At 41.0% G+C, this 23,552-nt stretch carries 21 protein-coding genes; 14 read left to right on the top strand and 7 right to left on the bottom strand.

Annotated elements, in window-relative coordinates; genetic code table 11:
- The first annotated feature begins 21 nt into the window (after window positions 1–21).
- Window positions 22–1,542, top strand: a complete 1,521-nt coding sequence (locus tag CF596_RS03110; protein ID WP_096901199.1) for an NAD(P)H-hydrate dehydratase — start codon at window positions 22–24, stop codon at window positions 1,540–1,542.
- 24 nt (window positions 1,543–1,566) lie between these two features.
- Here the strand turns inward: CF596_RS03110 and ruvC are convergent, their stop codons facing one another.
- The gene (gene ruvC, locus CF596_RS03105; RefSeq protein ID WP_004976895.1) at window positions 1,567–2,112 is read right to left on the bottom strand and encodes a crossover junction endodeoxyribonuclease RuvC; all 546 of its coding nucleotides are present in this window, start codon (window positions 2,110–2,112) and stop codon (window positions 1,567–1,569) included.
- Window positions 2,113–2,312: 200 nt separating this feature from the next.
- On the opposite strand from ruvC, the gene CF596_RS03100 reads away from it, so the two are divergent.
- From CF596_RS03100 to CF596_RS03090, 3 genes are all read left to right on the top strand, one after another.
- Window positions 2,313–2,696, top strand: coding sequence for a YkvA family protein (locus CF596_RS03100; RefSeq protein WP_096901198.1), 384 nt, complete (start codon window positions 2,313–2,315; stop codon window positions 2,694–2,696).
- A gap of 168 nt (window positions 2,697–2,864) precedes the next feature.
- Window positions 2,865–3,440, top strand: a complete 576-nt coding sequence (locus CF596_RS03095; protein ID WP_004976892.1) for an FxsA family protein — start codon at window positions 2,865–2,867, stop codon at window positions 3,438–3,440.
- 159 nt (window positions 3,441–3,599) lie between these two features.
- On the top strand, window positions 3,600–4,235 hold the full coding sequence (locus tag CF596_RS03090) for a LysE family transporter (RefSeq protein ID WP_096901197.1): 636 nt from the start codon (window positions 3,600–3,602) through the stop codon (window positions 4,233–4,235).
- 20 nt (window positions 4,236–4,255) lie between these two features.
- Here the strand turns inward: CF596_RS03090 and CF596_RS03085 are convergent, their stop codons facing one another.
- Window positions 4,256–4,465 (bottom strand): hypothetical protein, encoded by a 210-nt coding sequence (locus CF596_RS03085; protein ID WP_004976887.1) that lies wholly within the window; start codon window positions 4,463–4,465, stop codon window positions 4,256–4,258.
- Between the two features lie 311 nt (window positions 4,466–4,776).
- Here CF596_RS03085 and CF596_RS03080 point away from each other — a divergent pair, with 311 nt between their 5' ends.
- Complete coding sequence (locus tag CF596_RS03080) at window positions 4,777–5,010, top strand: hypothetical protein (protein ID WP_004976885.1); 234 nt, start codon at window positions 4,777–4,779, stop codon at window positions 5,008–5,010.
- Window positions 5,011–5,162: 152 nt separating this feature from the next.
- Here the strand turns inward: CF596_RS03080 and CF596_RS03075 are convergent, their stop codons facing one another.
- Entirely contained in the window at window positions 5,163–5,474 is a 312-nt protein-coding gene (locus CF596_RS03075; RefSeq protein ID WP_096901196.1) for a monooxygenase, read from the bottom strand.
- A gap of 158 nt (window positions 5,475–5,632) precedes the next feature.
- Window positions 5,633–6,799 (bottom strand): methionine adenosyltransferase, encoded by a 1,167-nt coding sequence (gene metK, locus CF596_RS03070; RefSeq protein ID WP_004976883.1) that lies wholly within the window; start codon window positions 6,797–6,799, stop codon window positions 5,633–5,635.
- 749 nt (window positions 6,800–7,548) lie between these two features.
- Between metK and tkt the strand changes: the two genes are divergently transcribed.
- The 4 genes from tkt to CF596_RS03050 all read left to right on the top strand — a co-directional run bounded on the left by tkt (window position 7,549) and on the right by CF596_RS03050 (window position 11,291).
- Window positions 7,549–9,537 (top strand): transketolase, encoded by a 1,989-nt coding sequence (gene tkt, locus CF596_RS03065; protein ID WP_004976881.1) that lies wholly within the window; start codon window positions 7,549–7,551, stop codon window positions 9,535–9,537.
- Window positions 9,538–9,689: 152 nt separating this feature from the next.
- Window positions 9,690–9,905 (top strand): hypothetical protein, encoded by a 216-nt coding sequence (locus CF596_RS03060; protein WP_004976879.1) that lies wholly within the window; start codon window positions 9,690–9,692, stop codon window positions 9,903–9,905.
- A 179-nt stretch (window positions 9,906–10,084) separates the two neighbouring features.
- Window positions 10,085–10,570: a GNAT family N-acetyltransferase gene (locus CF596_RS03055; RefSeq protein WP_096901195.1), complete on the top strand. Its 486-nt coding sequence runs from the start codon at window positions 10,085–10,087 to the stop codon at window positions 10,568–10,570.
- A gap of 136 nt (window positions 10,571–10,706) precedes the next feature.
- Window positions 10,707–11,291: a YceI family protein gene (locus CF596_RS03050; RefSeq protein WP_096901194.1), complete on the top strand. Its 585-nt coding sequence runs from the start codon at window positions 10,707–10,709 to the stop codon at window positions 11,289–11,291.
- A gap of 230 nt (window positions 11,292–11,521) precedes the next feature.
- Here CF596_RS03050 and CF596_RS03045 read toward each other — a convergent pair whose 3' ends face one another.
- Window positions 11,522–13,033 (bottom strand): aldehyde dehydrogenase family protein, encoded by a 1,512-nt coding sequence (locus CF596_RS03045; RefSeq protein WP_096901193.1) that lies wholly within the window; start codon window positions 13,031–13,033, stop codon window positions 11,522–11,524.
- Window positions 13,034–13,278: 245 nt separating this feature from the next.
- On the opposite strand from CF596_RS03045, the gene CF596_RS03040 reads away from it, so the two are divergent.
- Window positions 13,279–14,460, top strand: a complete 1,182-nt coding sequence (locus CF596_RS03040; protein WP_096901192.1) for a transcriptional regulator — start codon at window positions 13,279–13,281, stop codon at window positions 14,458–14,460.
- Between the two features lie 57 nt (window positions 14,461–14,517).
- Here the strand turns inward: CF596_RS03040 and CF596_RS03035 are convergent, their stop codons facing one another.
- Together CF596_RS03035 and CF596_RS03030 are read right to left on the bottom strand one after the other, a co-directional pair.
- Complete coding sequence (locus CF596_RS03035; RefSeq protein WP_004976869.1) at window positions 14,518–15,513, bottom strand: alpha/beta hydrolase; 996 nt, start codon at window positions 15,511–15,513, stop codon at window positions 14,518–14,520.
- 245 nt (window positions 15,514–15,758) lie between these two features.
- Entirely contained in the window at window positions 15,759–16,931 is a 1,173-nt protein-coding gene (locus CF596_RS03030) for an iron-containing alcohol dehydrogenase (protein WP_019837403.1), read from the bottom strand.
- Between the two features lie 454 nt (window positions 16,932–17,385).
- Between CF596_RS03030 and CF596_RS03025 the strand changes: the two genes are divergently transcribed.
- The 4 genes from CF596_RS03025 (at window position 17,386) to CF596_RS03010 (ending at window position 23,533) form a co-directional block, all read left to right on the top strand.
- Window positions 17,386–19,389, top strand: a complete 2,004-nt coding sequence (locus CF596_RS03025; protein ID WP_096901191.1) for a hypothetical protein — start codon at window positions 17,386–17,388, stop codon at window positions 19,387–19,389.
- A gap of 103 nt (window positions 19,390–19,492) precedes the next feature.
- Entirely contained in the window at window positions 19,493–21,205 is a 1,713-nt protein-coding gene (locus CF596_RS03020; RefSeq protein WP_019837405.1) for an AAA family ATPase, read from the top strand.
- Window positions 21,206–21,345: 140 nt separating this feature from the next.
- Window positions 21,346–22,329, top strand: a complete 984-nt coding sequence (locus CF596_RS03015) for an ion transporter (protein WP_096901190.1) — start codon at window positions 21,346–21,348, stop codon at window positions 22,327–22,329.
- A 283-nt stretch (window positions 22,330–22,612) separates the two neighbouring features.
- A complete protein-coding gene (locus CF596_RS03010; protein WP_004976859.1) occupies window positions 22,613–23,533 on the top strand; it encodes a LysR family transcriptional regulator in 921 nt (306 codons plus the stop codon).
- The last annotated feature ends 19 nt before the right edge of the window (window positions 23,534–23,552 follow it).

The following is a 23,552-nucleotide window of genomic DNA, read 5'->3' as shown; positions in this document are numbered from 1 at the left end:
AACAAAATAGAAGGGAAGAAAATGCCGCAGCAAGTGTACCATAGCCCTGTTTATCATAGTCAAAGTATTCAAGCGTGGGAGCAGCGCTGGTTTGCCCGTCAAAATAGTTCTTACGGTTTAATGCAGCAAGTGGCGTGGACACTGCATTTACAAATTCGCAAAATTTTTGCAAAACAGCCATCTACAATACAAAAAATTGCTGTGTGTTGTGGACAAGGCAATAACGCAGGCGATGGCTATTTAACTGCAAAATATTTAAAACAAGCAGGTTTTCAAGTCGATATTTATGCCGCAACACGCGGTTCATCGGCAGATTTACATCAGGCTTTTTTAGAAGCTCAGACAGAACAAGTCAATATAATTCAAGGTTTTGCATTTCAACAAAGTTATGACTGCTATATTGATGCATTATTTGGTATTGGTTTAGATCGTCCTTTAAATGATGAGTGGCAGTCGCTTATTCACGCAATGAATCAACAAGCGGGTTTAAAAATTGCGGTTGATATTCCAAGCGGTTTAAATGCCAACACGGGGCAGCCATTGCCATGTGCAATTAAAGCCGATTACACCTTTACAGCTTTGGGTTTGAAAGCAGGGTTATTTACAGGGCAGGCACAGGAATATACTGGACTGGTCGATGTGCTGGATTTGATTCCAGCCGATGCAGAACTCAAAGCGTTGGCCCAACTCACACCACATTTGATTCAATTACCCGCACGGCAGGCTTTTGGACACAAAGGCAGTTATGGGCATGTGTTGATTGTGGGCGGACATGCGCAAATGGGTGGTGCGGTGATGATGGCTGCAGAAGCCGCATCAAGCGCAGGTGCAGGGAAAGTGACTGTGGTCTGTCATGCCAAACATCATGTGGCGATATTAAGCCGTGCGCCGAATTTAATGTTGCGGGATATAGACGCACTGACAGGCGCAGAAATTCAGCACTTAATTTCACAGGTCGATGCCGTGAGTTTAGGGATGGGACTAGGACGAGATGCTTGGGCAGAACAGCATTATGCAGACTGGTTTGCCGCACTAAATCAGTCCGAGGTAGAAGTAGTTTACGATGCCGATGCCTTGTGGTTTTTGGCGAAACAAGCGCATTCATCGCATCATCCAGCCCAACTAAAACCGAACAGTTATGCCACACCACATTCAGGTGAGGCTGCGACCTTGCTCAATACTACGGTTGCAGCCATTGAAGCAGACCGTATTGCCGCGATTCAGCAATTGCAGCAACGCTATGCAGGCGATTGGGTGTTAAAAGGTTCAGGTAGTTTGACTTTGCAAGCTGCATCTATAGAACCGCAAGCAAGTTCATTGTGGATTTGTACCGCAGGCAATCCTGGTATGGGTACAGGTGGTATGGGCGATGTGTTGGCAGGCATGATTGCCAGTTTAAAAGCCCAGTTTCATCATAAAATTCAATTGCATGAAATTGTCATGTTACATGCCTTGGCGGGGGATGTATTGGCACAGCAGGGCATGCGCGGTTTACAGGCACAGCACATGAGCCAAGCGATTTATCAGGTTGTGAATCGGTAAAATATAAGCGATGGCGATGCTGATTTAGCGACGTCTGGAGCTTGAACGACTACGTCCGCGTGCCATACCACCCAAGGCATTGAGCACAGCCAATTTGGTCATACTGCCCGATGCATGAGCATGGCAAATTGCAGCAGCCAAAGCATCGGCAGCATCTTGTTGTGGTTTGATGGATAGATTTAATAATTTCATGACCATCATTTGTACTTGTTCTTTATCGGCAGCGCCATAACCCACGACAGATTGTTTAATTTGACGAGCGGTATATTCCGCCACTTGTAAATCTAAATTTACCAAAGCGGCAATCGCTGCCCCGCGAGCCTGTCCCAATTTTAAGGCAGAGTCTGGGTTTTGCGCCATAAACACTTGTTCAACTGCTGCTTCAGTCGGGCCGTGAAATTTCACAATCCGTTCAATCCCTGCAAAAATCCGTTTTAAGCGTTCGGGCATTTCACTGGTTTCGGTGCGAATGGTTCCTGCATCTACAAAACGTAATTTAGCGCCATCACGTTCAATAATGCCGTAGCCCGTTAGACGAGAACCAGGGTCGATTCCAATAATAAGTGACATGCCAAGCCTTAAAAAATTACATCAAGTTGAATTATAGGAGTTTAAATCTCTTTTGTGTGGAGTAATTTCAAAACATTCGGTCAGTAAGCTGCCGTTTAAACAATTGGCATGTATCCTTTGCCATATTTTCAATTTTGGACTTCATTTTATTTTAAGTTTTGAGGCGTATATTTTATATACGGTAGCAAATGAGAGCGGCAATGAAGTGGATTAATAGGCTAAAACAGTGGGCGAAGCAAATTAAACGAGATGTTTATGCGGTGTGGTTTGCAGCACGTGATCCTGAAACACCGTTTATGGCAAAGCTTTTGGCATTGTTGGTCGCTGCTTATGCTATTTCTCCCATTGATTTAATTCCAGACTTTATACCTGTTTTGGGTTATTTGGATGATTTGATTTTAGTGCCATTGGGCATCATGTTGGTATTGCGTTTAGTACCTGCAGAGGTAATGCAGCGCTGTCGTTTACAAGCCGATGCGATCAGTCAAAAACCGAGCAGTTATATTGCAGCATCAGTTTTTATTGCGTTGTGGTTATTATTGGCTTATGCCGCATATTTTTATCTTTATCGTTTAAATATATAGACGTATTAAGTCTGTTATTGGGTGATGATGAAAATATTAATGACAGACTTAACCTTTAAAAATACAATAATGCCCATATTGAAACAACAGCGAATCAAAAAAGCTTGATCCCGATGAAGCACTTGGTTACTGCATTTTATTTATTTTGTTGAGATTAGATTAATTTTCATGAAATTATTTCTTATTGTTCTAATTGGCTTAGTTCTTGAAGTCTTCGTCTGGATTGGTGTGGGCGACCTAGTGGGGAGCATGTGGTACGTGTTCTTTTGGTTTGTCGCTGCTTTCTTCATTGGTTTGAACCTGATTCGTAAATATTCTGCAGGCGTGATGCCACAAATGCAGCAAATGCAAATGGGGCAGATGAGTGCCGATCCTGCGCTGAGCAATAATTTACCTAAAATTTTTGCGGGTTTTTTATTGATGATTCCAGGATTAATTAGCGATGTTTTGGCATTGCTGGTGATGATTCCTGCCGTACAAAATGCCTTTAAAGCGGCAATGATGAAAGCCATGATGAAACGTCAGCAAGCCATGATGGATCAAATGATGGGTGGCATGATGGGCGATATGAATGGCATGGGCGGAGCAGGTCAAAACCCGTTTGCAGATTTAATGCGCCAAATGCAAGACATGCAAAATCAGCAGGGCGGTGGTCGTGATTCCAGTATTATTGACGGTGAAGCACGTGAAATTACCCCCGATGCGAAAAAAATTGAAATGAAAGATGTCAATCCACCTAAATAATATAGGTGATGCTTGAGATCAAACCGAATCGTGCTGATTCGGTTTTTTTTATGTGTGTTTTTGGGTAAATATTCAAATATTGAGAGGCCTATTTTAAAGCCTTATTTATTCTCTTGCTGCACAAGGTATAATCGGACTTTCAATTCTCCTAATGTATTTATGTCTTTGTTATTCACCATTTGTGCGCTGCATTTTGTGGCACAGCTTAGCCCAGGCCCAGATGTTTTATTAATTGCCAAAAGTGCAGCCAGCAATACCCGTCGTAATACCTTGCAGATTATTGCGGGCATTTCATCGGGGATTGTGGTGTGGGTAGTGCTGACCCTATTGGGTTTTACGGTTTTGGTGCAGCAGTTTCCTTGGATTCAGCAAGTCTTAATGCTGATTGGCGGTTTATTTCTTGCCAAAATGGGATGGGGCATGTTGTCGGGTGGTTGGCATAGTTGGCAGCAGCGTAAACAGTTTGATGATACTCAAGTGCAAATTCCAGCCGCAAAAAACTACTTTTTATTGGGTCTATTCACCAATTTATCTAATCCGAAAACCTTAATTTATTTTAGTAGTGTATTTGCTTTGGCGTTGAGTTCATCGGCAAGTGCATCTTTAAAAGCCCAATTGGCAGTGATTATTCCAATCCAAACTTTTGTGACATTTACATTATTTATGTTGCTACTTTCGACACCAAAAATGAAAAAGTTATATCAGCGTTCAGGCAGTTATATTGATATGGTCTCGGGCGGATTATTTTTATTGTTTGCTGTGTGGTTGTGGTTAGATGCACTACGTATGTTTTAAAACATAAGTTTTAATGTCAATTAATCAGACGCTTTGATGTCGTCAAAAGCCAAGTTTGACGATTTTTTATTCGGAATTTCGGTTTTAGTCGTGTTTTCAGTTTTATCTAAATGATTGGGTTGATAAGTACGGTTTGATCGCAAAGTTGCTTCGGTATTTTCCGAACCTTGATATTTACGGCTACGGTTGGCACGTTCACGCAAGCCGCCTTTTTTAATGAGTTGTACCACTTTAACTTACTCCGTGTAATAAAAAAATATGTACTGAAAGCTAAGTTTGAACCTAAGTTTTAGATGATCGAACATGTAGAATTTTACCACGACATACCTATTTTAGATGGATAAAGTGACTGTTTATTCAAAAATACGATTTGCGCGAATAGCCGAACTTTGACATTCTAATTTACAAGCGATTGTGTCTGCTCAATCATCCAAAGGGTGTAAGCTACAAAGTGTCACAGTTGCTTAAACAAAATTACACTGCATCAGGGTAGATGGTGTAACAATAAAAACAAGAATTACAGTGAAGTAGGAGAATACCTATGCTGTATCATCAGTATCGTTGCGCATGTTGCAATCGGGTGGTGGAATCATCAGAAAAAGAATGTGGTACTTGTGGTTCACACAATATTCGTAGTCCTTATGGTTTCTGGTTATTCTGTATTTTGGCATGCTTGGCAGCAGCCGTTGTGTTTAAAGTCGTGCATGTTTATTTGCAAGATCATCAAGAAGTGCCCGTGCAACAATCGGTGCTTGAGGTGATTCGTACGCAATAAGTGCTGCATCCAAGCTTAACGCTTATTTCGTCTATACAAGATTTCAAAAAATCCTGAATCATTAAATGGCTCAGGATTTTATTCAACTGTTTTTTCAATATTGAAGAGACTCACCATTTTATTCTTCAATATGGATGAGCAATTTAAAAAGATTAGCGACTTAAGAAGTCAGCTTGGTTGATTGCAGACAGTGCAGCATTCACCTCAAAAATCTTGCCACGAATATCCTTCACGCCAAAACTTTCTAAACGTGCAGTGTGCATTTTTAAATAGCGTTCAGCATTGGCCGCATGATCAAACAGATAGATTCCACCTGCTTCCTGTGTTTGACCGTTCTCAGTCCAAATTTTCCAAAGCATGCCAGTTTCTAGGTTAATGCTTTCTGCAAGTTCACGGTACGCTTGGCTCATGCTTTCGCCAAATGGGCCTTCAGAAGGGAAATCGACTTGAAGAATAACCGCCATAATAAACTCCTACATCATTATCTTAGATGAGTATTTAAAAAATCTCAGGAATGATTCACTATAACATATTCGTATTTTGTATATTGTGGTTTGACAGCTAAATTTTAGGCATAAAAAAGCCCACCGAAGTGAGCTTGATAAAACTGAAAAGTTTTACATTACAGACCTGCAGAAGCTTTTAACGCCTCAACTTTGTCGGTTTTTTCCCATGTAAATGCAGTGTCAGAACCTTGACGACCAAAGTGACCATAGGCTGCAGTTTGCTTATACATCGGTTGTAACAGGTTCAACATGTTGGTAATGCCGTATGGACGTAAATCGAAGTGTTCACGTACTAAAGCAATAATCAACTCATCTGCCACTTTTGCAGTGTTGAAGGTGTTGATTGAAATTGATGTTGGCTCTGCAACACCAATAGCATAAGACACCTGAATTTCACATTTGTCTGCCAAGCCAGCTGCCACAATATTTTTGGCAACATAACGGCCTGCATAAGCAGCAGAACGGTCAACTTTAGATGGGTCTTTACCAGAGAATGCACCACCACCATGACGCGCCATGCCGCCGTAAGTATCTACAATGATTTTGCGACCAGTTAAACCGCAGTCACCGACAGGGCCGCCAATCACAAACATACCTGTTGGGTTGATGTGGAATTTGGTGTCTGCATGGAACATTTCTGCAGGAATCACTTTTTTCACAATTTCTTCAATTACCGCTTCTTTAAGCTGAATTTGCGAAATTTCAGGATCGTGCTGAGTAGATAACACCACCGCGTCCAAACGTACAGGCACACCATTTTCATAAGCAAAAGTCACCTGACTTTTTGCATCTGGGCGTAACCACGGCAAAGCACCACTGCGACGTAATTCAGCTTGCTTTTCCATTAAGCGGTGTGCGTAAGAAATTGGGGCAGGCATTAATACATCAGTTTCACGGCTGGCGTAACCAAACATCAAACCTTGGTCACCTGCGCCTTGATCTTCAGGCTTTTGACGGTCTACACCTTGTGCAATTTCAGGTGATTGTTTACCAATCATGTTAATGACCGCACAGGTTGAACCATCAAAACCTAAGTCAGAATGATGGTAACCAATGCCATTTACGGTTTGACGAACAACGGCTTCAAAATCGACATTTGCAGTTGTTGTGATTTCACCTGCCAGTACAACCGCACCCGTTTTTACAAGCGTTTCACAAGCAACCCGCGCATAAGGGTCTTCTTTTAAGATTGCATCCAAAATGGCATCACTGATTTGGTCAGCCATTTTATCTGGATGGCCTTCGCTTACAGATTCCGAGGTAAATACAGCGTACTCGCGCATAAGTCCTATCACAGTTAAATTCAAAAGACGCAATATGTTACATCGAGTTAGACTTTAGGACTAGCGCATTACGACTAAATTGGCTGAATTTATTTCAATTCAATGACTTTTTATCGCATATCTTTAGCTAAAAAATAGATAAAGTATCGGTATGACTATATTGTGACTCAAAAATATTCATGTTGGCTAAAGTATGCTGTCATAATTTTAAACTAAGGAGCACCTTGTTTTTAAGTGGTGAATCATTTTTAAAAACAATATTGTAGATGGGTAATTTAAAGACTTTGAATTGACTTTATCTGCATCAAGCTGCATTTTCAAAAGCTGTTTTAAAATTTTGGACGATGGCTGTGATTCAATTTATTGTGTGAAAAGTGAATAAAATTCAAGATGTGTTAAAATCTGTCTATTATTTCTACAGAATACTGTTGTGTTTTAACTTGTTGCTAGGCATTTGATTGGAGTTGCTGCAAGAGCGACATCACAATTCCATCCTGCGTCTATAAATTGAAATATCTATGCTTTAGAATTTTGCCAAGAATAGAGCTTAACACGGCAATTAGCTATTTTCTTGTTGTTATAAACGTGAAAACGTCTTTGAATTTGCACGAAAAATACCCTGAATGGGAATTAATGCGGAAATATTGTTGCATAGGCTTTACCCCTCAGGCGTTTTTTTGAGAGAATAGCGCCTGTTTTGAATTCTATTCATCTTCTTCTATTTAACGATTTTTTGTGGACTCTGACCTATGACGACCCCGCTTAACGAACGTCGTATTGCAAACGCAATTCGTGTATTGGCAATGGATGCTGTGCAAAAAGCAAATTCAGGACATCCAGGTGCACCGATGGGGATGGCAGATATTGCCGATGTGGTGTGGCGTGAATTTTTGAATCACAACCCAACCAATCCACAATGGGCAAACCGCGACCGTTTTGTATTGTCTAATGGTCATGGTTCAATGTTGCAATATGCGTTGTTGCATTTAACAGGTTATGATCTTTCAATCGAAGATTTAAAAGCGTTCCGTCAGTTACACTCTAAAACACCTGGCCACCCAGAATTGGGTTATGCACCAGGGATTGAAACCACCACTGGTCCACTCGGTCAGGGGATTGCAAATGCTGTTGGTTTTGCTTTAGCAGAAAAAACACTGGCTGCACAATTTAATAAAGAAGATATTCAGGTTGTAGACCATTTCACTTACTGTTTCTTGGGTGATGGTTGCTTAATGGAAGGTGTTTCACACGAAGCATGTTCATTGGCAGGTACTTTAGGTTTAGGCAAGCTGGTTGTTTATTATGATGACAACGGCATTTCTATTGATGGTGAAGTAGAAGGCTGGTTCTCTGACGATACCGAACAACGTTTCTTATCTTACGGCTGGCAAGTCTTAAAAGTTGATGGTCACGATGCCGATGCAATTCGTGCTGCAACGGTTGAAGCAAAAGCTGAAACGCAAAAACCGACTATTATTATTTGTAAAACTGTTATTGGTTTAGGTTCGCCAAACAAACAAGGTAAAGAAGACTGTCACGGTGCGCCATTAGGCCATGATGAAATCGCTTTGACGCGTCAAGCATTAGGCTGGACAGATGAAGCATTTGTTATTCCTGAAGATGTATATGCCGCTTGGGATGCTAAAGCGAAAGGTGCAGAAGCAGAAGCAGCATGGAATACAACTTTTGATGCCTATGCAGCAAAATATCCAACGGAAGCTGCAGAACTTAAACGCCGTTTAAGCGGTGAACTACCTGCAGAATTCATCGCGCAGGCAGATGCGTTTATTGCTGAAACCAATGCTAAAGCTGAAACTATTGCAACGCGTAAAGCCAGCCAAAATACTTTGCAAGCATTTGGCCCATTATTGCCTGAATTATTGGGTGGTTCTGCAGACTTGGCAGGTTCAAACTTAACCCTTTGGAAGGGTTGCCAAGGCGTTCAGGACAATGCAGCAGGGAACTACGTGCATTATGGCGTACGTGAGTTTGGTATGACTGCTATTGCAAATGGTGTAGCACTTCACGGTGGTTTCATTCCTTACGTTGCAACATTCTTAATGTTTATGGAATATGCGCGTAATGCCGTGCGTATGTCTGCATTAATGAAGCAACGTGTGATTCATGTGTATACCCACGACTCGATTGGTTTGGGTGAAGATGGTCCAACACACCAACCGATTGAACAAATTGCATCTTTACGTGGTACGCCAAACTTAAATACATGGCGTCCTGCAGATACCGTTGAAGCGGCTATTTCTTGGAAATCTGCATTAGTACGCAGCGAAGGTCCAACTGCTTTAATTTTCTCACGTCAAAACTTGCCATTCCAAACTCGTACTCAAGCGCAAATTGAGAACGTGGCAAAAGGTGGTTATGTCTTGGCTGAAGAAAAAGGTGAATTGAAAGCCATTATTATTGCAACAGGTTCAGAAGTGGGCTTGGCAATGGAAGCATACGCGCAGCTTGAAGGTGTACGTGTTGTGTCTATGCCGTGTGCAGAAGAATTTGTGAAGCAAGATGCAGCATATCGTGAAGCGGTATTGCCATCACATATTCGTGCACGTGTTGCGGTTGAAGCAGCGCATGTAGACTACTGGTGGAAGTTTGTCGGCTTAGACGGTAAAGTTATTGGTATGACAACTTATGGTGAATCTGCACCTGCAAAAGACTTGTATCAGTACTTTGGCATTACCACTGAAGCGGTTGTTGCTGCAGTAAAAGAATTAACAGCTTAATTTTTTAATCCAGTGTTTTTAAAGGCGTTCCTGCAAAGGGACGTCTTTTATTTTTGCATATTTGTTTGGTATTCGATGTGATGATCCAACAAATTTTGTCAGTGTAAGTCAGGTTTGTGAATAAACCTCTGTGTAATTGAGTGAGATGAGAAATGAGTTTGTACGAGCAAATTAATGATGAAGTCACTTTAATGGATGCGGGTGAGCAAAAGTGGATTGGACAAGATTTACCACTTGAAGCTATGGTGGCGGTAGAGTTGTTGTTACAGGATTTGGCTGAAGATCAGCAAATCAAAATTCGCCGTAAGAACCATGAAAAGCAATCAGGCTTAAAGCAAGTTGATCGTATTTTGATTGAGAAGCTTTAATCTATTGCGATGAATGCGGTGCATTAAATGGTGTATCGTCAAAAATAGCTTTATTCTATGCGTAGGGTAAAGCTTTTTTTATTGCTGAAAAATAGTTTATAAAATAGCCTAAGCATAATATGAATGATGCATAATCAATAAAATGATTCGATGCAAAAATAATCAGGCAATATCAAAGCATGCAGACAACTATATTAGATCATCAATTTAAGCACATCGACATTGTCGCGTTAAGTGAAATCCAATTTGAGCAATGGCAACCACTTTGGCAGGGTTATCAGCAATTTTATCAGGTGCAATTAAGTGATGAGGTTACGCAAAATACGTGGTCAAAACTAATTAATCCACACAGTACGCATATTTATGGTTTTGCTGCCGTATATCAAACTCAAGTTGTGGCAATTGTGCATGTAATTGAACATGACAGTTGTTGGACGCTTAAACCTTATGCCTATTTGCAAGATTTATATACCTTGCCTGAGTACAGAGGGATGGGAATTGCTCAGCAGCTTATTCAGCAGGTGAATCAAACAGCGCAACAGCGTGAATGTGATCGGGTATATTGGCTGACTCATGAAGATAATTTACAGGCACGGCAGTTGTATGATCGTGTCGCAAAAAGAACAGGTTTTATTCAATATCGCAGCCCTGCAACAGCGATGTAAAACGCGCATGCATATTTTTACAAATTTATCGTTTCAGTCATGCAACATACTGTTTTATCTTTAATCCTGTATTTGCAGCAAAAATCTATAAACTAAACCTCATTGAAACGTATCAACACTTTTAGAGATGAACAATATGAACATGAAATCAATTGCTTTAGGTTTGGCTATCGCGTCTGCAGCAACAATGACAATGGCTAAACCAGTGGCTTATCAAATTGACCCAACGCATACTGCTACTGTATTTACTTGGGATCACTTCGGTTTTTCTACGCCATCAGGTAACTTCTCAGACATTCAAGGTACTATCAACATTGATGAGAAAAAACCTGCTAACTCATCTGTGAATGTGACGATTCCATTAAGTAGCATCAACACCAACGTAAAAGCTTTAGATGAGCACTTAATGGCAGCAGATTGGTTTGATGCAGCAAAATATCCAACCATTACTTTTAAAAGTACAAAAGTTGAAACTCAAGACAAGAAAAACTTTAAAATCACAGGTGATTTAACAGTTAAAGGTGTAACTAAGCCAGTGGTACTTGACGCAGTATTGAACAAACAAGGTCCACACCCAATGACTCAGGCAGCGACTGTTGGTTTTAATGCAACAACATCAATCAACCGTTCTGCATTTGGTATCGCAAGCTATGTACCAAACGTGGGTGATAAAATTACTGTTAACATCACTACTGAAGCATCTGTAGCTGCAAAAAAATAAGCAGTTGTGATTTGATCAAAAAGCATCATTTTTTAAATGGTGCTTTTTTTATGTCTGTGATTTCATCTACATGACTTTGATGTTAGTAATTTTAGGTCTATGACTTGTAAATCTATGTAGATAAATGGCTTTTTCTATTTTTCTTTTTGTCCATCTGTACATCCCAAATATAAAAAAATGCGAACCGAAGTTCGCATTTTCATTCATCATGTTGAGGTTAAAAGCTTAACTTAGAAGAAGCCTGCAGGTTTAGTTGAATAACTTACCAACAAGTTTTTGGTTTGTTGATAATGTTCTAACATCATCTTATGGTTTTCACGGCCAATACCTGACTTTTTATAACCACCGAAAGCTGCATGCGCAGGGTAAATGTGGTAACAGTTCGTCCAAACGCGACCCGCTTGAATAGCACGACCCGCACGGTAAGAAGTATGCGCAGAACGTGACCAAACACCTGCACCTAAACCGTAAATGGTGTCATTGGCAATTTTAATGGCTTCATCGAAGTCTTTAAATGTGGTCACAGACAGCACTGGGCCGAAAATTTCTTCTTGGAAAATTTTCATGTCGTTGGTGCCTTTGAAAATTGTCGGCTCAATATAGAAACCACTGCCAACTTCATGACGTTCACCACCACCTGTTAAGACTTGAGCACCTTCGGCACGACCTGTCGCAATACAACCCAAGATTTTGTCTTGTTGTTCTTGCGATGCCTGCGCACCAATCATGGTTTCAGTATCAAGCGGGTGACCTGTTTTAATACGTTTAACACGTTCGATGGCTTTTTCAAGGAAACGGTCAGCAATACTTTCCTGTACGAGCGCACGTGATGGACAAGTACAAATTTCACCCTGATTCAGCGCGAACATGGCAAAGCCCTCAAGCGCTTTATCTAGGTAGTCGTCATCTTGCGCCATAATATCTTCAAAGAAAATATTTGGAGATTTACCACCAAGTTCCAAAGTCACTGGAATGATGTTTTCAGTGGCATATTGCATGATCAATTGACCGACTTGAGTCGAACCTGTGAATGCAATTTTGGCAATACGTGGATTAGTTGCCAATGGGCGACCGACTTCTACGCCGTAACCATTGACTACGTTTAGTACGCCTGCAGGCAATAAATCTTGAATCAGCTCGACCAAAACTAAAATACTAGCAGGGGTTTGCTCCGCAGGTTTAAGTACAATACAGTTACCCGCAGCCAAAGCAGGTGCAAGTTTCCATGTTGCCATTAAAATTGGGAAGTTCCATGGAATAATTTGTCCCACAACGCCCAATGGCTCATGGAAATGATAGGCGATGGTATCTTCATCAATTTCAGAAATTCCGCCTTCTTGGGTACGAATACAGCCTGCAAAATAACGGAAATGGTCAATCGCCAATGGAATGTCGGCAGCCAATGTTTCCCGAACAGGCTTACCATTATCCCATGTTTCTGCCACTGCCAATAATTCTAGATTTTGTTCTAAACGATCTGCAATTTTTAACAAAATGTTAGAACGTGTTGTAGGAGATGAGCTGTTCCATTGTGCTTTGGCTTTATGGGCTGCATCTAAAGCCAGTTCAATGTCTTCTGCCGATGAACGTGGGACTTTAGTAAATACTTTGCCATCTACAGGAGAGATATTTTCAAAGTATTCGCCTTTTACAGGGGCGACCCACTCGCCACCAATAAAGTTTTCGTATTGTGCTTTAAATTGAACTTTTGAACCGGGTTGATTGGGATCTACGTAACGCATAATTCTCTTCCTTTGATGGTTTTTTATAATCTGCCGTCATCTTTACCTTTTAGCACAATCCTGTGTCTAAAATCAGGTTAAATTTACGGCTAAGGTATAAGGTACTTTAGTACGTTATTTGTTTAGCATACCAATATAAGGTTGGAAAAAGGTTGGAAAGTTGCAGGTTTACAAGCAGCGAACAAATCCTTACAAAAGTAAGCAGTACAATGGATGTAATGCCCACAGGATTGTGAGAATCAATAATGATGAAAAAACAAGACCTATTGGAAAAAAGACAGCATATTGAACAGTTTAGACAAAGCAGCAGTTTATCGCCGCTGCATGCGCAGCAAATTCAACAGAGTATTTTAAAATCATGGCAACGCTCTCAAATTGCTGAAATTCCTGTTGATCGGTTGGCAGCCCCATTAAATTATAGTCTAACGCATACACATGGTGGTTCGGCCTTACAACGTGCTGTGCAAAACTGTGCAGAAGATTTAAAACATATCGCGCAGCAGTCCGACATGGTGGCAGCCGTGGGCGATGTGGGCAGTACGATTATTTGGACGGCAGCGAGCGCTCAAATGCGTAATGTGGCGGAACGAGTACATTTTGTAGAGGGTGGACAGTGGCGTGAAGAGTTGGTGGGTACCAATGCTTTGGCTTTGTCACTCAAAACTCAGCAAGCCAGTTGTGTGTTTTCCAGTGAACATTATATGTCATCGTTACATGACTGGGTTTGTTATGCCGCACCAATTTTAGACCCACATTCCAAACAAGTGTTGGGCGTGATTGATTTATCGACCACTTGGAAAAATCATAACAGTTTGGGTTTGTTGGCAGCAGAGCGCTGTGCTTCTTTAATTCAAAATGCGTTGCTGGAACAGCAAAAACAGCAGCTTTATATTCGCGCGTTTCGTGTGCCACAGGTGTTATTTAATGGCAAAGTGGTGGTGATGACACCGCGTCAAATTGAAATATTGGTGATTTTGGCACTTTGCCCACAAGGCATGAGTTTAGACACTTTACACCAAGCACTATATGGTGAGCGTAAAGTCAGCATGGGAACGCTAAAAGCTGAAATGTCGCAATTACGCGATATTTTAGGGGGGATGCTCGGCTCGCGTCCTTACCGAGTTTTGGCGCATATTGAAGCCGATTTTTTACAAGCTGAGCAGGCTTTAGATGCAGGTTATGTGCAGTCTGCCTTGCAAACGTGTGCAGGGGTATTTTTGGCGAAAACTGAAAGTCCATTTTTATGCGCATGGCGAGATTGTTTAGAATCACGCCTGAGTGATGCCATTTTTAATGCACAAGATACCGATGTATTACTAAAACATTTGGCACGCAGCCCTGAAGCGATTGACGCAGTGGAGCGTTTAATTGAATTGATGCCAAAGGGGCATCCTGCACATCAAATTTTATTAAAATACACAGCTTAAGGGATGCATCAAGTCATTTAGCCGTTAATTCACTTCCTTTAGTTCTAGTTTTTAGTTTTATAGCCCCTTGCGGTTTAACCAGTCAAACAAGGACTGATACACTTCCGCACGGACTTCTGGCGCAGAAAGCACCAAATCATGCACGCCATCTTCAATTTGGCAAAGCTGAATATCACCATGCATGTGATGCCCATATTTTTGCATATCCGCAACATCTAAAATTACGTCAGTACGTTGCGCAATCTCATTCCATTGGCGTGGATAACTACTTTGACTCGCATGCATAATTAAGGTTGGTACACCCAAATGCACACTGGCATGAATTTCTTTTTGTGCTTCATGAATTGCACGTACAAAACTTAATCGCACTTTAGGATAGCGCGGTTTCTTCCATTCCAAATTAAATAACCATTCACCATGATATTGTTTGTGTAGACTTGGTACATAAAATGGATTAAGGCGGCTTGGAAATTTCATTTCTGGCAGCAATTTGCCCAATTGGCTTAAACGAGGAATGCCGAATTTTTTCTCAATCTCGCTCATATTGAAATCATAAAAAGGGCTGTTGCACCATAAACCACGAATCAGTGGATGATTGGGATGATGTGCCACATATAACGTGGTGATTAATCCACCTGTTGAATGCCCTGCCAAAATTACTGAGTCATGTTCTTCTGTGGCAATTTGCTCAAGTGCAGCGGAAATTTCTGCATCATATTCAGACAAGCTGCGCACATTGTACCAATTTTGATGTGACAAATGCGAACGCCCATATTTACGTAAATCTAGGGCATAAAAGTCATAACCATGCTGATTAAACTGGTCTGCCATTTCTGTTTGAAAAAAATAGTCAATAAAACCATGAATATAAAGTACGGCTTTACGGGTTTCCTGTTCGGCTTTTTTGCGTACCAAGGTAGCAATCACTTTGCCTTCATAATCCGAAGGAAAATCCAGCGTCATTTGTTGGTAATCGGCACCCAAAATATCGGGTTGATAGCTTGGTGTTGTTTTTTGTTTTTTACTTAACAGCATAAGGTGTTCGTCATCCATTTTATTTTGACTATATCCTTGATGAGCTGTGCGCATTTGTCAAATTGAATTATGCAAACCCTCTGCATCTAAATCGCTTTAGTTTTATGCTGCGAGTTCATTTTGTTCTGAACAGCAAAAAAAGCAGAACGCATCTGAGATGGTTCTGCCAAAGGGAAGGATAAAAATAAAACAGCAACAGAGGAAAATTGAAAAAGGATGGGAAATGCTGAGCAAATCGTGATTCACTCAGCAGGAGATTCAAATTACATCGCGGCTTTAAAAATTTCGACCACTTGTGCATGATTGGCTTTACGTGGGTTGGTGAGCATGCAGGCATCTTTTTGTGCATTTTCAGCCATAATCGCCAAGTCATCTTCTTTAACGCCTAACTCTGCTAAACCTGTTGGAATACCAATTGAGCTAGATAATTCACGAATTGCATCAATTGCCGCATAGGCGGCTTCTGTGGTAGTTAATCCATCAGTATTTACCCCCATCAGTTCTGCAATATCTGCATAACGCTCAGGGCAGGCAATCAGGTTAAATTCGCAAACATGCGGTAATAAAATTGCATTACATACGCCGTGCGGCAAGTTGTAGAAACCACCGAGTTGATGCGCCATGGCATGCACATAGCCTAATGAGGCATTGTTGAATGCCATACCTGCCAAATATTGCGCATAGCTCATGGCATCACGTGCTTCAATATTTTCACCATTTGCCACAGCAGGGCTGAGCCACTGGCTAATCATACGAATAGCTTTTTCCGCACAGGCATCGGTAATAGGATTGGCTGCAGTTGAAACGTAGGCTTCTACAGCGTGAGTTAAAGCATCCATGCCTGTTGCTGCGGTTAAACCTGCAGGTTTGGCAATCATGAGTTTTGGATCATCAATGGCGATGAGTGGTGTGCAGCGCCAATCGACAATTGCCATTTTAACGTGCGTGTCGGTATTGGTAATGATACAGAAACGGGTCATTTCCGATGCTGTACCTGCTGTGGTGTTAATGGCAATTAGTGGAGTCATTGGCACGGTACTTTTATCAATGCCTTCATAATCACGAATATGCCCACCACCTGCGGTAACTAAGCCAATGCCTTTGGCACAGTCGTGTGAAGAACCGCCACCTAAAGACACAATAAAGTCGCATTGATTGGTATTGTAGGCATCGACACCGTTATGTACGTTAATGTCGGTTGGATTTGGCTCTGCACCTGCAAAGATATGACTGGCAACGCCTGCTTCAGTTAAGTAGCCTGCAATGGTATCGGCCACGCCAAATTTAAATAGTCCTTCATCTGTCACAATTAGGGCTTTTTTTGCGCCCAAGTTTTGTGCTCTTACGCCAATTTCTTTGGCACAACCAGGGCCAAATAGTGACACGCAAGGAATATAAAAACCGTTGGTTTGATCTGCGATATTTTTAAAAGCCATGCTCAGATTCCTTCTTGCATTGGGTATTGGAATAATATGTTGTTATCGCGGTATTGAACCGTGATTTGAGTATTCAATGCTTTGTATGCAAATCCTACCTACCAAAAACCAACCCTATTTTGTGATGAAATAGTGCAAATTAATCTATTGTAATTTATGGAATTTTAAAAGAGTCATATTTCATCTGAAGCTTTATAAAAGCTATAGGCAAGGCCAGAAATCTTGTTTATAGTGGTTTATATATACGGTTTTATGTGTTGATACTGTGCATAAAACCAGTCTAGTGGAAGTTGATGCATAGGCAGATTTAAGGAAAATTCAAGCATCAAGTGCTTTATGAAAATGGAAAATAAAACAAAAAATAGGGATTAATCACGAGTTTGGTCTAGTCGCTGCAATTAAATAAAAATAAGATGCAACTTAGATAGACCGTACTTAAGCATGAGGAGTGTGTATGCAGCCAAGTCGCCAGCATAGCCAATTGCATGCCGTTGCACAGCAATTGGTACGTATTTCCAGTGTGGCCGCAGAAATATATCAAGATCAAATGGAGCTAGTTGGGCATCTCACTGCACAAAATATGTTCCGTATTGATCCTTTACAGCATCGGATTGAATTGCTAAACGGTCTATTTAGCCTTGAATTTTATCCGCCTAAATCTAACCCTAGTTTAATTCAGACGCAGTTTGAGTTTGCGGGGCAGCATCAAGAAGCGTTTGAAGATTTTTTTCTGCATGATTTACAGTTTCACACGGGTGATTTAAAGCCACAACACTCCTTATTTTTGCGTAATCAGGCGCAGCAATTACGACATCTGATTATGCAGCAAGCCTATATGTGGGTGGATGGTGCTGCACGTGTTCAACAGTTGCTGCTGCATTTAGATGGTGTACAGTCTCAGATTTTAGATCAAGCCTTGATTCAGTCTGATTATGCCCAGCATGCTGTTTTTACAGGTGCTGTACAGCATGGTGCGGTCATTCCAGATGAAACATTAACGGCCTTATCTGCATTGTGTGCTTTAGAATTTATTGAGGGTGATACCTTTTTGCCTGTGCAAGCCTTAATGCACAGTTATGATGATTTTTGTTTTAGTGCTGCACAGTTTTTGCCTAAAGCCATGTATCGTATTTTGACGGTGTCCTTTCCTGAGCGTTTTAATTTGCAGGATTTAATTGACCATCAGGATGATATTCAGTTGTTGTATCGGCATGCCGAAGAACATGGTCATTTACTGGGTTTTGCCCGTTTAATGCACCGAGAAGTGTGGCAGCGTTCCGATGCATTGGCAAAACCGCATTTCTTAAAATCCTGTCCTTTAATTTGGCAAAAGAAGGTTGCCAAACTGCCGTTATTTGATTACCCACGAGCGGTGAACTGGCTGTTTAAACAGTCTGCACCAGTGTTGGATTGGCTCAGTTTAAATATGCAGCATACCAGTGTGCGGGTCGCAGTGACTGCGCTCAGTTTTGTCGATTGTAGTCAGGCACATCCACGGATTATTTTGGCAACTTTGCAATACTTTCAATACTCAGCCGCGCGTATGTTCATTCAAAGTTGTAATGTGTATGCAACACAGCAAGCGTGGTTCGCACATGCGCATAATGTCAGTTTAATGCCGCATGGCGAAAAACAATCGTTGGATGATCCGCGAGTTGCCATTAGTCCTTCTATTTTGTATTTGGATGAGTGGATGACTTTGCTGAAAACCGTGGCACAACATGATGAGCATTTGGTCAAGCATGTATTTCGGCGTTTAAGTCGTGTCATGCAAAGCTATATGTTGTATTTACAGCAAATCACTCAAGATTTACCGACAGCTTTGTTGGACTATATTCAGTCAGAAAGTCAGCAGCAACGTGATTTTTATACGGTATTGCAGCGTTATCAGATTCAGCCTGATGATTTTCGGCAGCGTTTTTATTTACGTGCACACAATACACGTGTTTCGGTATTTGACAGTTATGTGCGCGACTATTTACTGGAATATTTCGTAGCGCATACACATATTCCAAAAAGTTTGAGTTGGTTGGGGTTGTTTCATCAAGCGGTACATTGGCATCAACAAGTGTATAAAGCAGAGCTATTTGCCAAACTGAAAAAAGAAATTCCGTGTAGCACATGGCAGGCGAAAAGCCCGCAGCAAATATTGTACTTTTCAGGTTGGTGTTTTGAAGAACTGACCGATTTAGACCGTATTATTGAAGAATCGAAAAACTTTAAACACTGTTTGGCACTGAGCTATGCCAAAGCCATGAGTGAAGGACAATATGTGGCGTTTCACATGGCATCACCACATTATGTGCAGCAATTGACCTTGGGCTGTCACTTTAGGAATGGGCAACTTGAGTTTGATCAATTGGAATATCCAAATAATCAAAAAGCGGAACAATTGTTGGTTACTATCGCAGCGCAGTTTATTGCATGGCTGAATCCACAATTACCATCAAAGTCATAAGTTACAAGTCATAAGACAACTGTTGTCGTATTCACGGACTTGAGCCTTAACTTTTGGCTCAAAACTCGTTAGGCTATAGCCGTTCAATCATGGTATAGGTCTTATGAAACAGGAAACTGCACTTAAACTTTTAAAAGCAGGCGAAAATGTCTTTTTAACAGGCTCGGCTGGTGCGGGTAAAACCTATACCCTGAATCAATACATCAATTATTTAAAAGCGCGTAAAGTGCCCGTGGCAATTACGGCATCTACAGGCATTGCAGCAACGCACATGAATGGCATGACCATTCATACATGGGCAGGCATAGGCATTAAAGATTTTTTGTCCGATGCCGACCTGAAAAATATGAAAGAGCGCAAATATCTCAAAGAACATTTAGAAAATGCGCAAGTGCTGATTATTGATGAAATTTCGATGTTGCATGCCAAACAACTGAATTTGGTCAATCAAGTTTTAAAATATTTTAAAGACAGTGATGACGCTTTTGGCGGCATTCAAGTGATTGTCGCAGGAGATTTTTTCCAGTTACCGCCTGTAGGAAAAAACGATGAGCGCAATCGTGACAAGTTCTGTTTTATGTCAGAGGCGTGGGTCGAAGCTAAATTTCGAGTCTGTTATTTAACTGAGCAGCACCGTCAGGGCGACGATTATTTAAATGACATTCTCAATGCAATTCGTGCACAAAGTATTGATCATCAACATATTCAGGCTTTGGAGCACACCCGCCATCAAGATATTGGCGACACTTTCACACGTTTATATACGCACAATATGGACGTGGACAATATCAACTTTAAGCATCTGAATGAAATTGAAACTGAGAGCAAGCAGTTTGATGCCGTGTGTGATGGCAATGAAAAGTTGATTGAAACGCTGAAATCATCCGTACGTGCGCCTGAAATTTTAAATCTAAAAAAACATGCCAAAGTGATGTTTGTTAAAAACAACTTCGATATGGGCTATATCAACGGCAGTTTGGGCGAAGTGATTGGCTTTGAAGAAGATGACGATCACGGTATTTTGCCTAAAGTAAAATTGACCGATGGCACAGTATTACTGGTCGAGCCTGAAACTTGGTCGGTGGATAATGATGCAGGCAAAACCATTGCCAGTTTCCAGCAAATTCCGCTGCGTTTGGCATGGGCAATTACCATCCACAAATCACAAGGTATGACCTTAGAAGCGGCAGAAATCAATCTTAGCCATACTTTTGAAAAAGGGCAGGGTTATGTGGCGTTGTCACGATTAAAATCGTTAAGCGGTTTGCGTTTATTGGGATTTAATAGCCAAGCTTTGGAACTCGACAGTTTAGCGATTAAGGCTGACCGCCGTTTTCAGGAATTGTCTGAAGAAGCTGAAACGCACTATGAGCTGATGGATTTAACACCACAACATAATGCATTTATTCGTCACTGTGGTGGCACGTTGAACGAAACCGAAATTTTGCGCAATGAAAAGAAAATTGCCAAAGGTGGAAAAACCAATTATGCGACTGCCACGTTAGATGAAACCCGCGCTTTATTTGAAGAAGGTTATGATATTCAGGATATTGCAGTAGAGCGAGGTTTAACTCCTGCAACTATTATCAACCATTTGGCACGTTTGCAAAAAGAACAAAATCTGGATATTTCAGTGGCACATCCAGGTGAAGAAGTGGTGGAAGAGGTCCGTAAAATTTATAAGCGATTAATGAAGCGTCAAAATGCAGAGCACTTCAGCGATGATGGCGCAATTAAACTGCGCCCGATTGTTGAAGCGACTAGTCCACGCATGGGCTATGATCAGGTGCGTTTAGCATTGCTGTTTATTCAGTAGTTTAGTCATTTGGATAATGATGACTTATACTGCAATTCTGCATTAAAAATGCCCGCTTAACGTCACATAAAATACTATCGTTTTGAGAAAAACTTCGGTTAAACTGCAATCACTGTAAGCCTTAAAATATAATATTCGGTATGGCATTTACACCGTGGTACACATTTCGAAAATTTGTCTATAACAACTTACACGACGATGACTATGAAACATGGTTTAGTCGTTGCATTAACTATTTTTTAATTTTACTGATTTTAGGCAATGCCAGTGCGGTTATTTTAGAGTCGGTGAATGATGTCTATCTTGCCTATCAGGTATTTTTTGACCATTTTGAAAACTTTTCCATCGCAGTGTTTACGCTTGAATATTTGCTGCGGATTTGGAGTATTGCCGAAAAAGACCCGTTTATTTCGCCGTGGAAACAGCGTGTAAAATGGCTTACCAGCGGTGGGGCAATTATAGATTTGTTGGCGATTCTACCTGCTTATATTAACTTCTTTGTGCATCTAGATTTACGGTTCCTAAGAATTTTACGTTTGCTGCGTTTGTTAAAACTGACACGTTACTTTGTATCATTGCAAATTTTATTAAGAGTGATCGAACGGGAAAAAGGATCATTTCAGGCAGTCATTTTTATTCTCTCTATTATGATTGTGATGTCTGCCGCAGGTGTGTATGTGGTGGAAAGCAAGGCACAGCCTGAAGCCTTTAGCTCAATTCCCGCTTCGATGTGGTGGGCAGTGGTGACTTTAACCACAGTCGGTTATGGCGATGTCACACCAATTACCCCTTGGGGCAGAATTTTAGGTGCGTTAATTACGGTATTGGGTGTCGGCTTGGCAGCATTGCCTGCAGGTATTTTAGCCACAGGTTTAGCCAACGAACTTGAACAACGTAAGCAGCATTTAGGGTTGAAATTTAGAGAGCTATTGCAAAATAGTGAGATTGATCTGTTAAATGATCAAGAAAAAATTGAAGATTTACGCAAACAAGTTGGTTTAACCACTGAGCAAACCCAAGATATTTTATTGCAGTTAATTCGTGAGCGTCGTGAAGAAGAGCTGCGTTTAGAACAGGAGCCTTATAAATACTGCCCACATTGTGGAGAGAAGTTGTCGGAGTAAGCGAGGCTTGGGTTAAGAATTTCAATTCTAGTTTGGCTCTGCACGTTGGAAGCCTAAAACATGCTTGCTGAAAGCCATATTATTTTTATGGAATTGTATTGATTTCGTAGTAAATATCATCGAATAAAAACCAAGATGAAGAAAACTCATTATTTACATGCTAAGATTAAATTAATTCATTATTAAATTGAATCATGTTTGGCTTTGTTTCTTATTTTGCAAAATAAAAATGCGACCTAGGTCTAAACATGCAGTCAATAACTTGAAAAACTAGGAACAAGCAATGCTTGAAATTCGCCACTTAAAAACGCTATCAGCCCTGCGTGAACATGGTTCTTTGGTTGCTGCCGCCAATGATTTATGTCTGACGCCATCTGCCATTTCTCATCAACTCAAAGAACTAGATCATTGGTATGGCGTAGAAGTGGTGAACCGTCGTAGTCGCCCTGTGACATTTTCCAATGTCGGACAGCGTTTATTGAAACTGGCGGATGATGTCCTGCCACAAATTCAAATCACCCAAACTGATATTACCCGCATTGTGCATGGTCAAACGGGGCGAATTATTTTTTCTTCGGAATGTCATAGTTGCTTTGACTGGTTGATGCCGCTGCTGAATCAATATCGTCAGCAATACCCTGATGTAGATTTAGATTTTGCTTCAGGTTTTGAAGCCAATCCGCATGAATTATTGCAAAACGCAGAATTTGACCTATTGATTACTGCAGACCCGATTGCCTTAAAAGGTATCGAATATTTTCCAATTTTTGAATATGAATCGCGTTTGGTGTTGTCAAATACTCATCCTTTAGTACGTGCCGAGCGCATTACCGTACAGGAGTTGGCAGAAGAAACCCTGATTACCTATCCTGTCGATAAACACCGTTTAGATATTATGTCTAAGCTATTCATTCCAGCCAATATTCAGCCAAAAGCTATTCGTACTACAGATTTAACCCAAATGTTGATTCAACTGGTGGCGAGTGGGCGAGGGATTGGCGCATTGCCAGATTGGGTGGTGAATGAATATGAGCAAAAAGGCTGGGTAACTTCACGTCGTTTAGACTGCGTTGCTGCGGGAGGATTACGCCGTACCTTGTATGCGGGTTATCGTAGCGAAGAAAAAGAAAAGAGCTATTTTGAAGGCTTTTTGAAGCAATTAGAGAAATTTTCCCAAAAACGCACACAATATTATTCGAGTTAAAAATTGCACAATCAGCATT

The sequence above is a fragment of the Acinetobacter sp. YT-02 genome, assembly GCF_002412355.1.
GTDB lineage: Bacteria > Pseudomonadota > Gammaproteobacteria > Pseudomonadales > Moraxellaceae > Acinetobacter > Acinetobacter towneri.
Note: the sequence above shows the minus strand (reverse complement) of the source record. Positions and strands in the feature narration are given on the sequence as shown.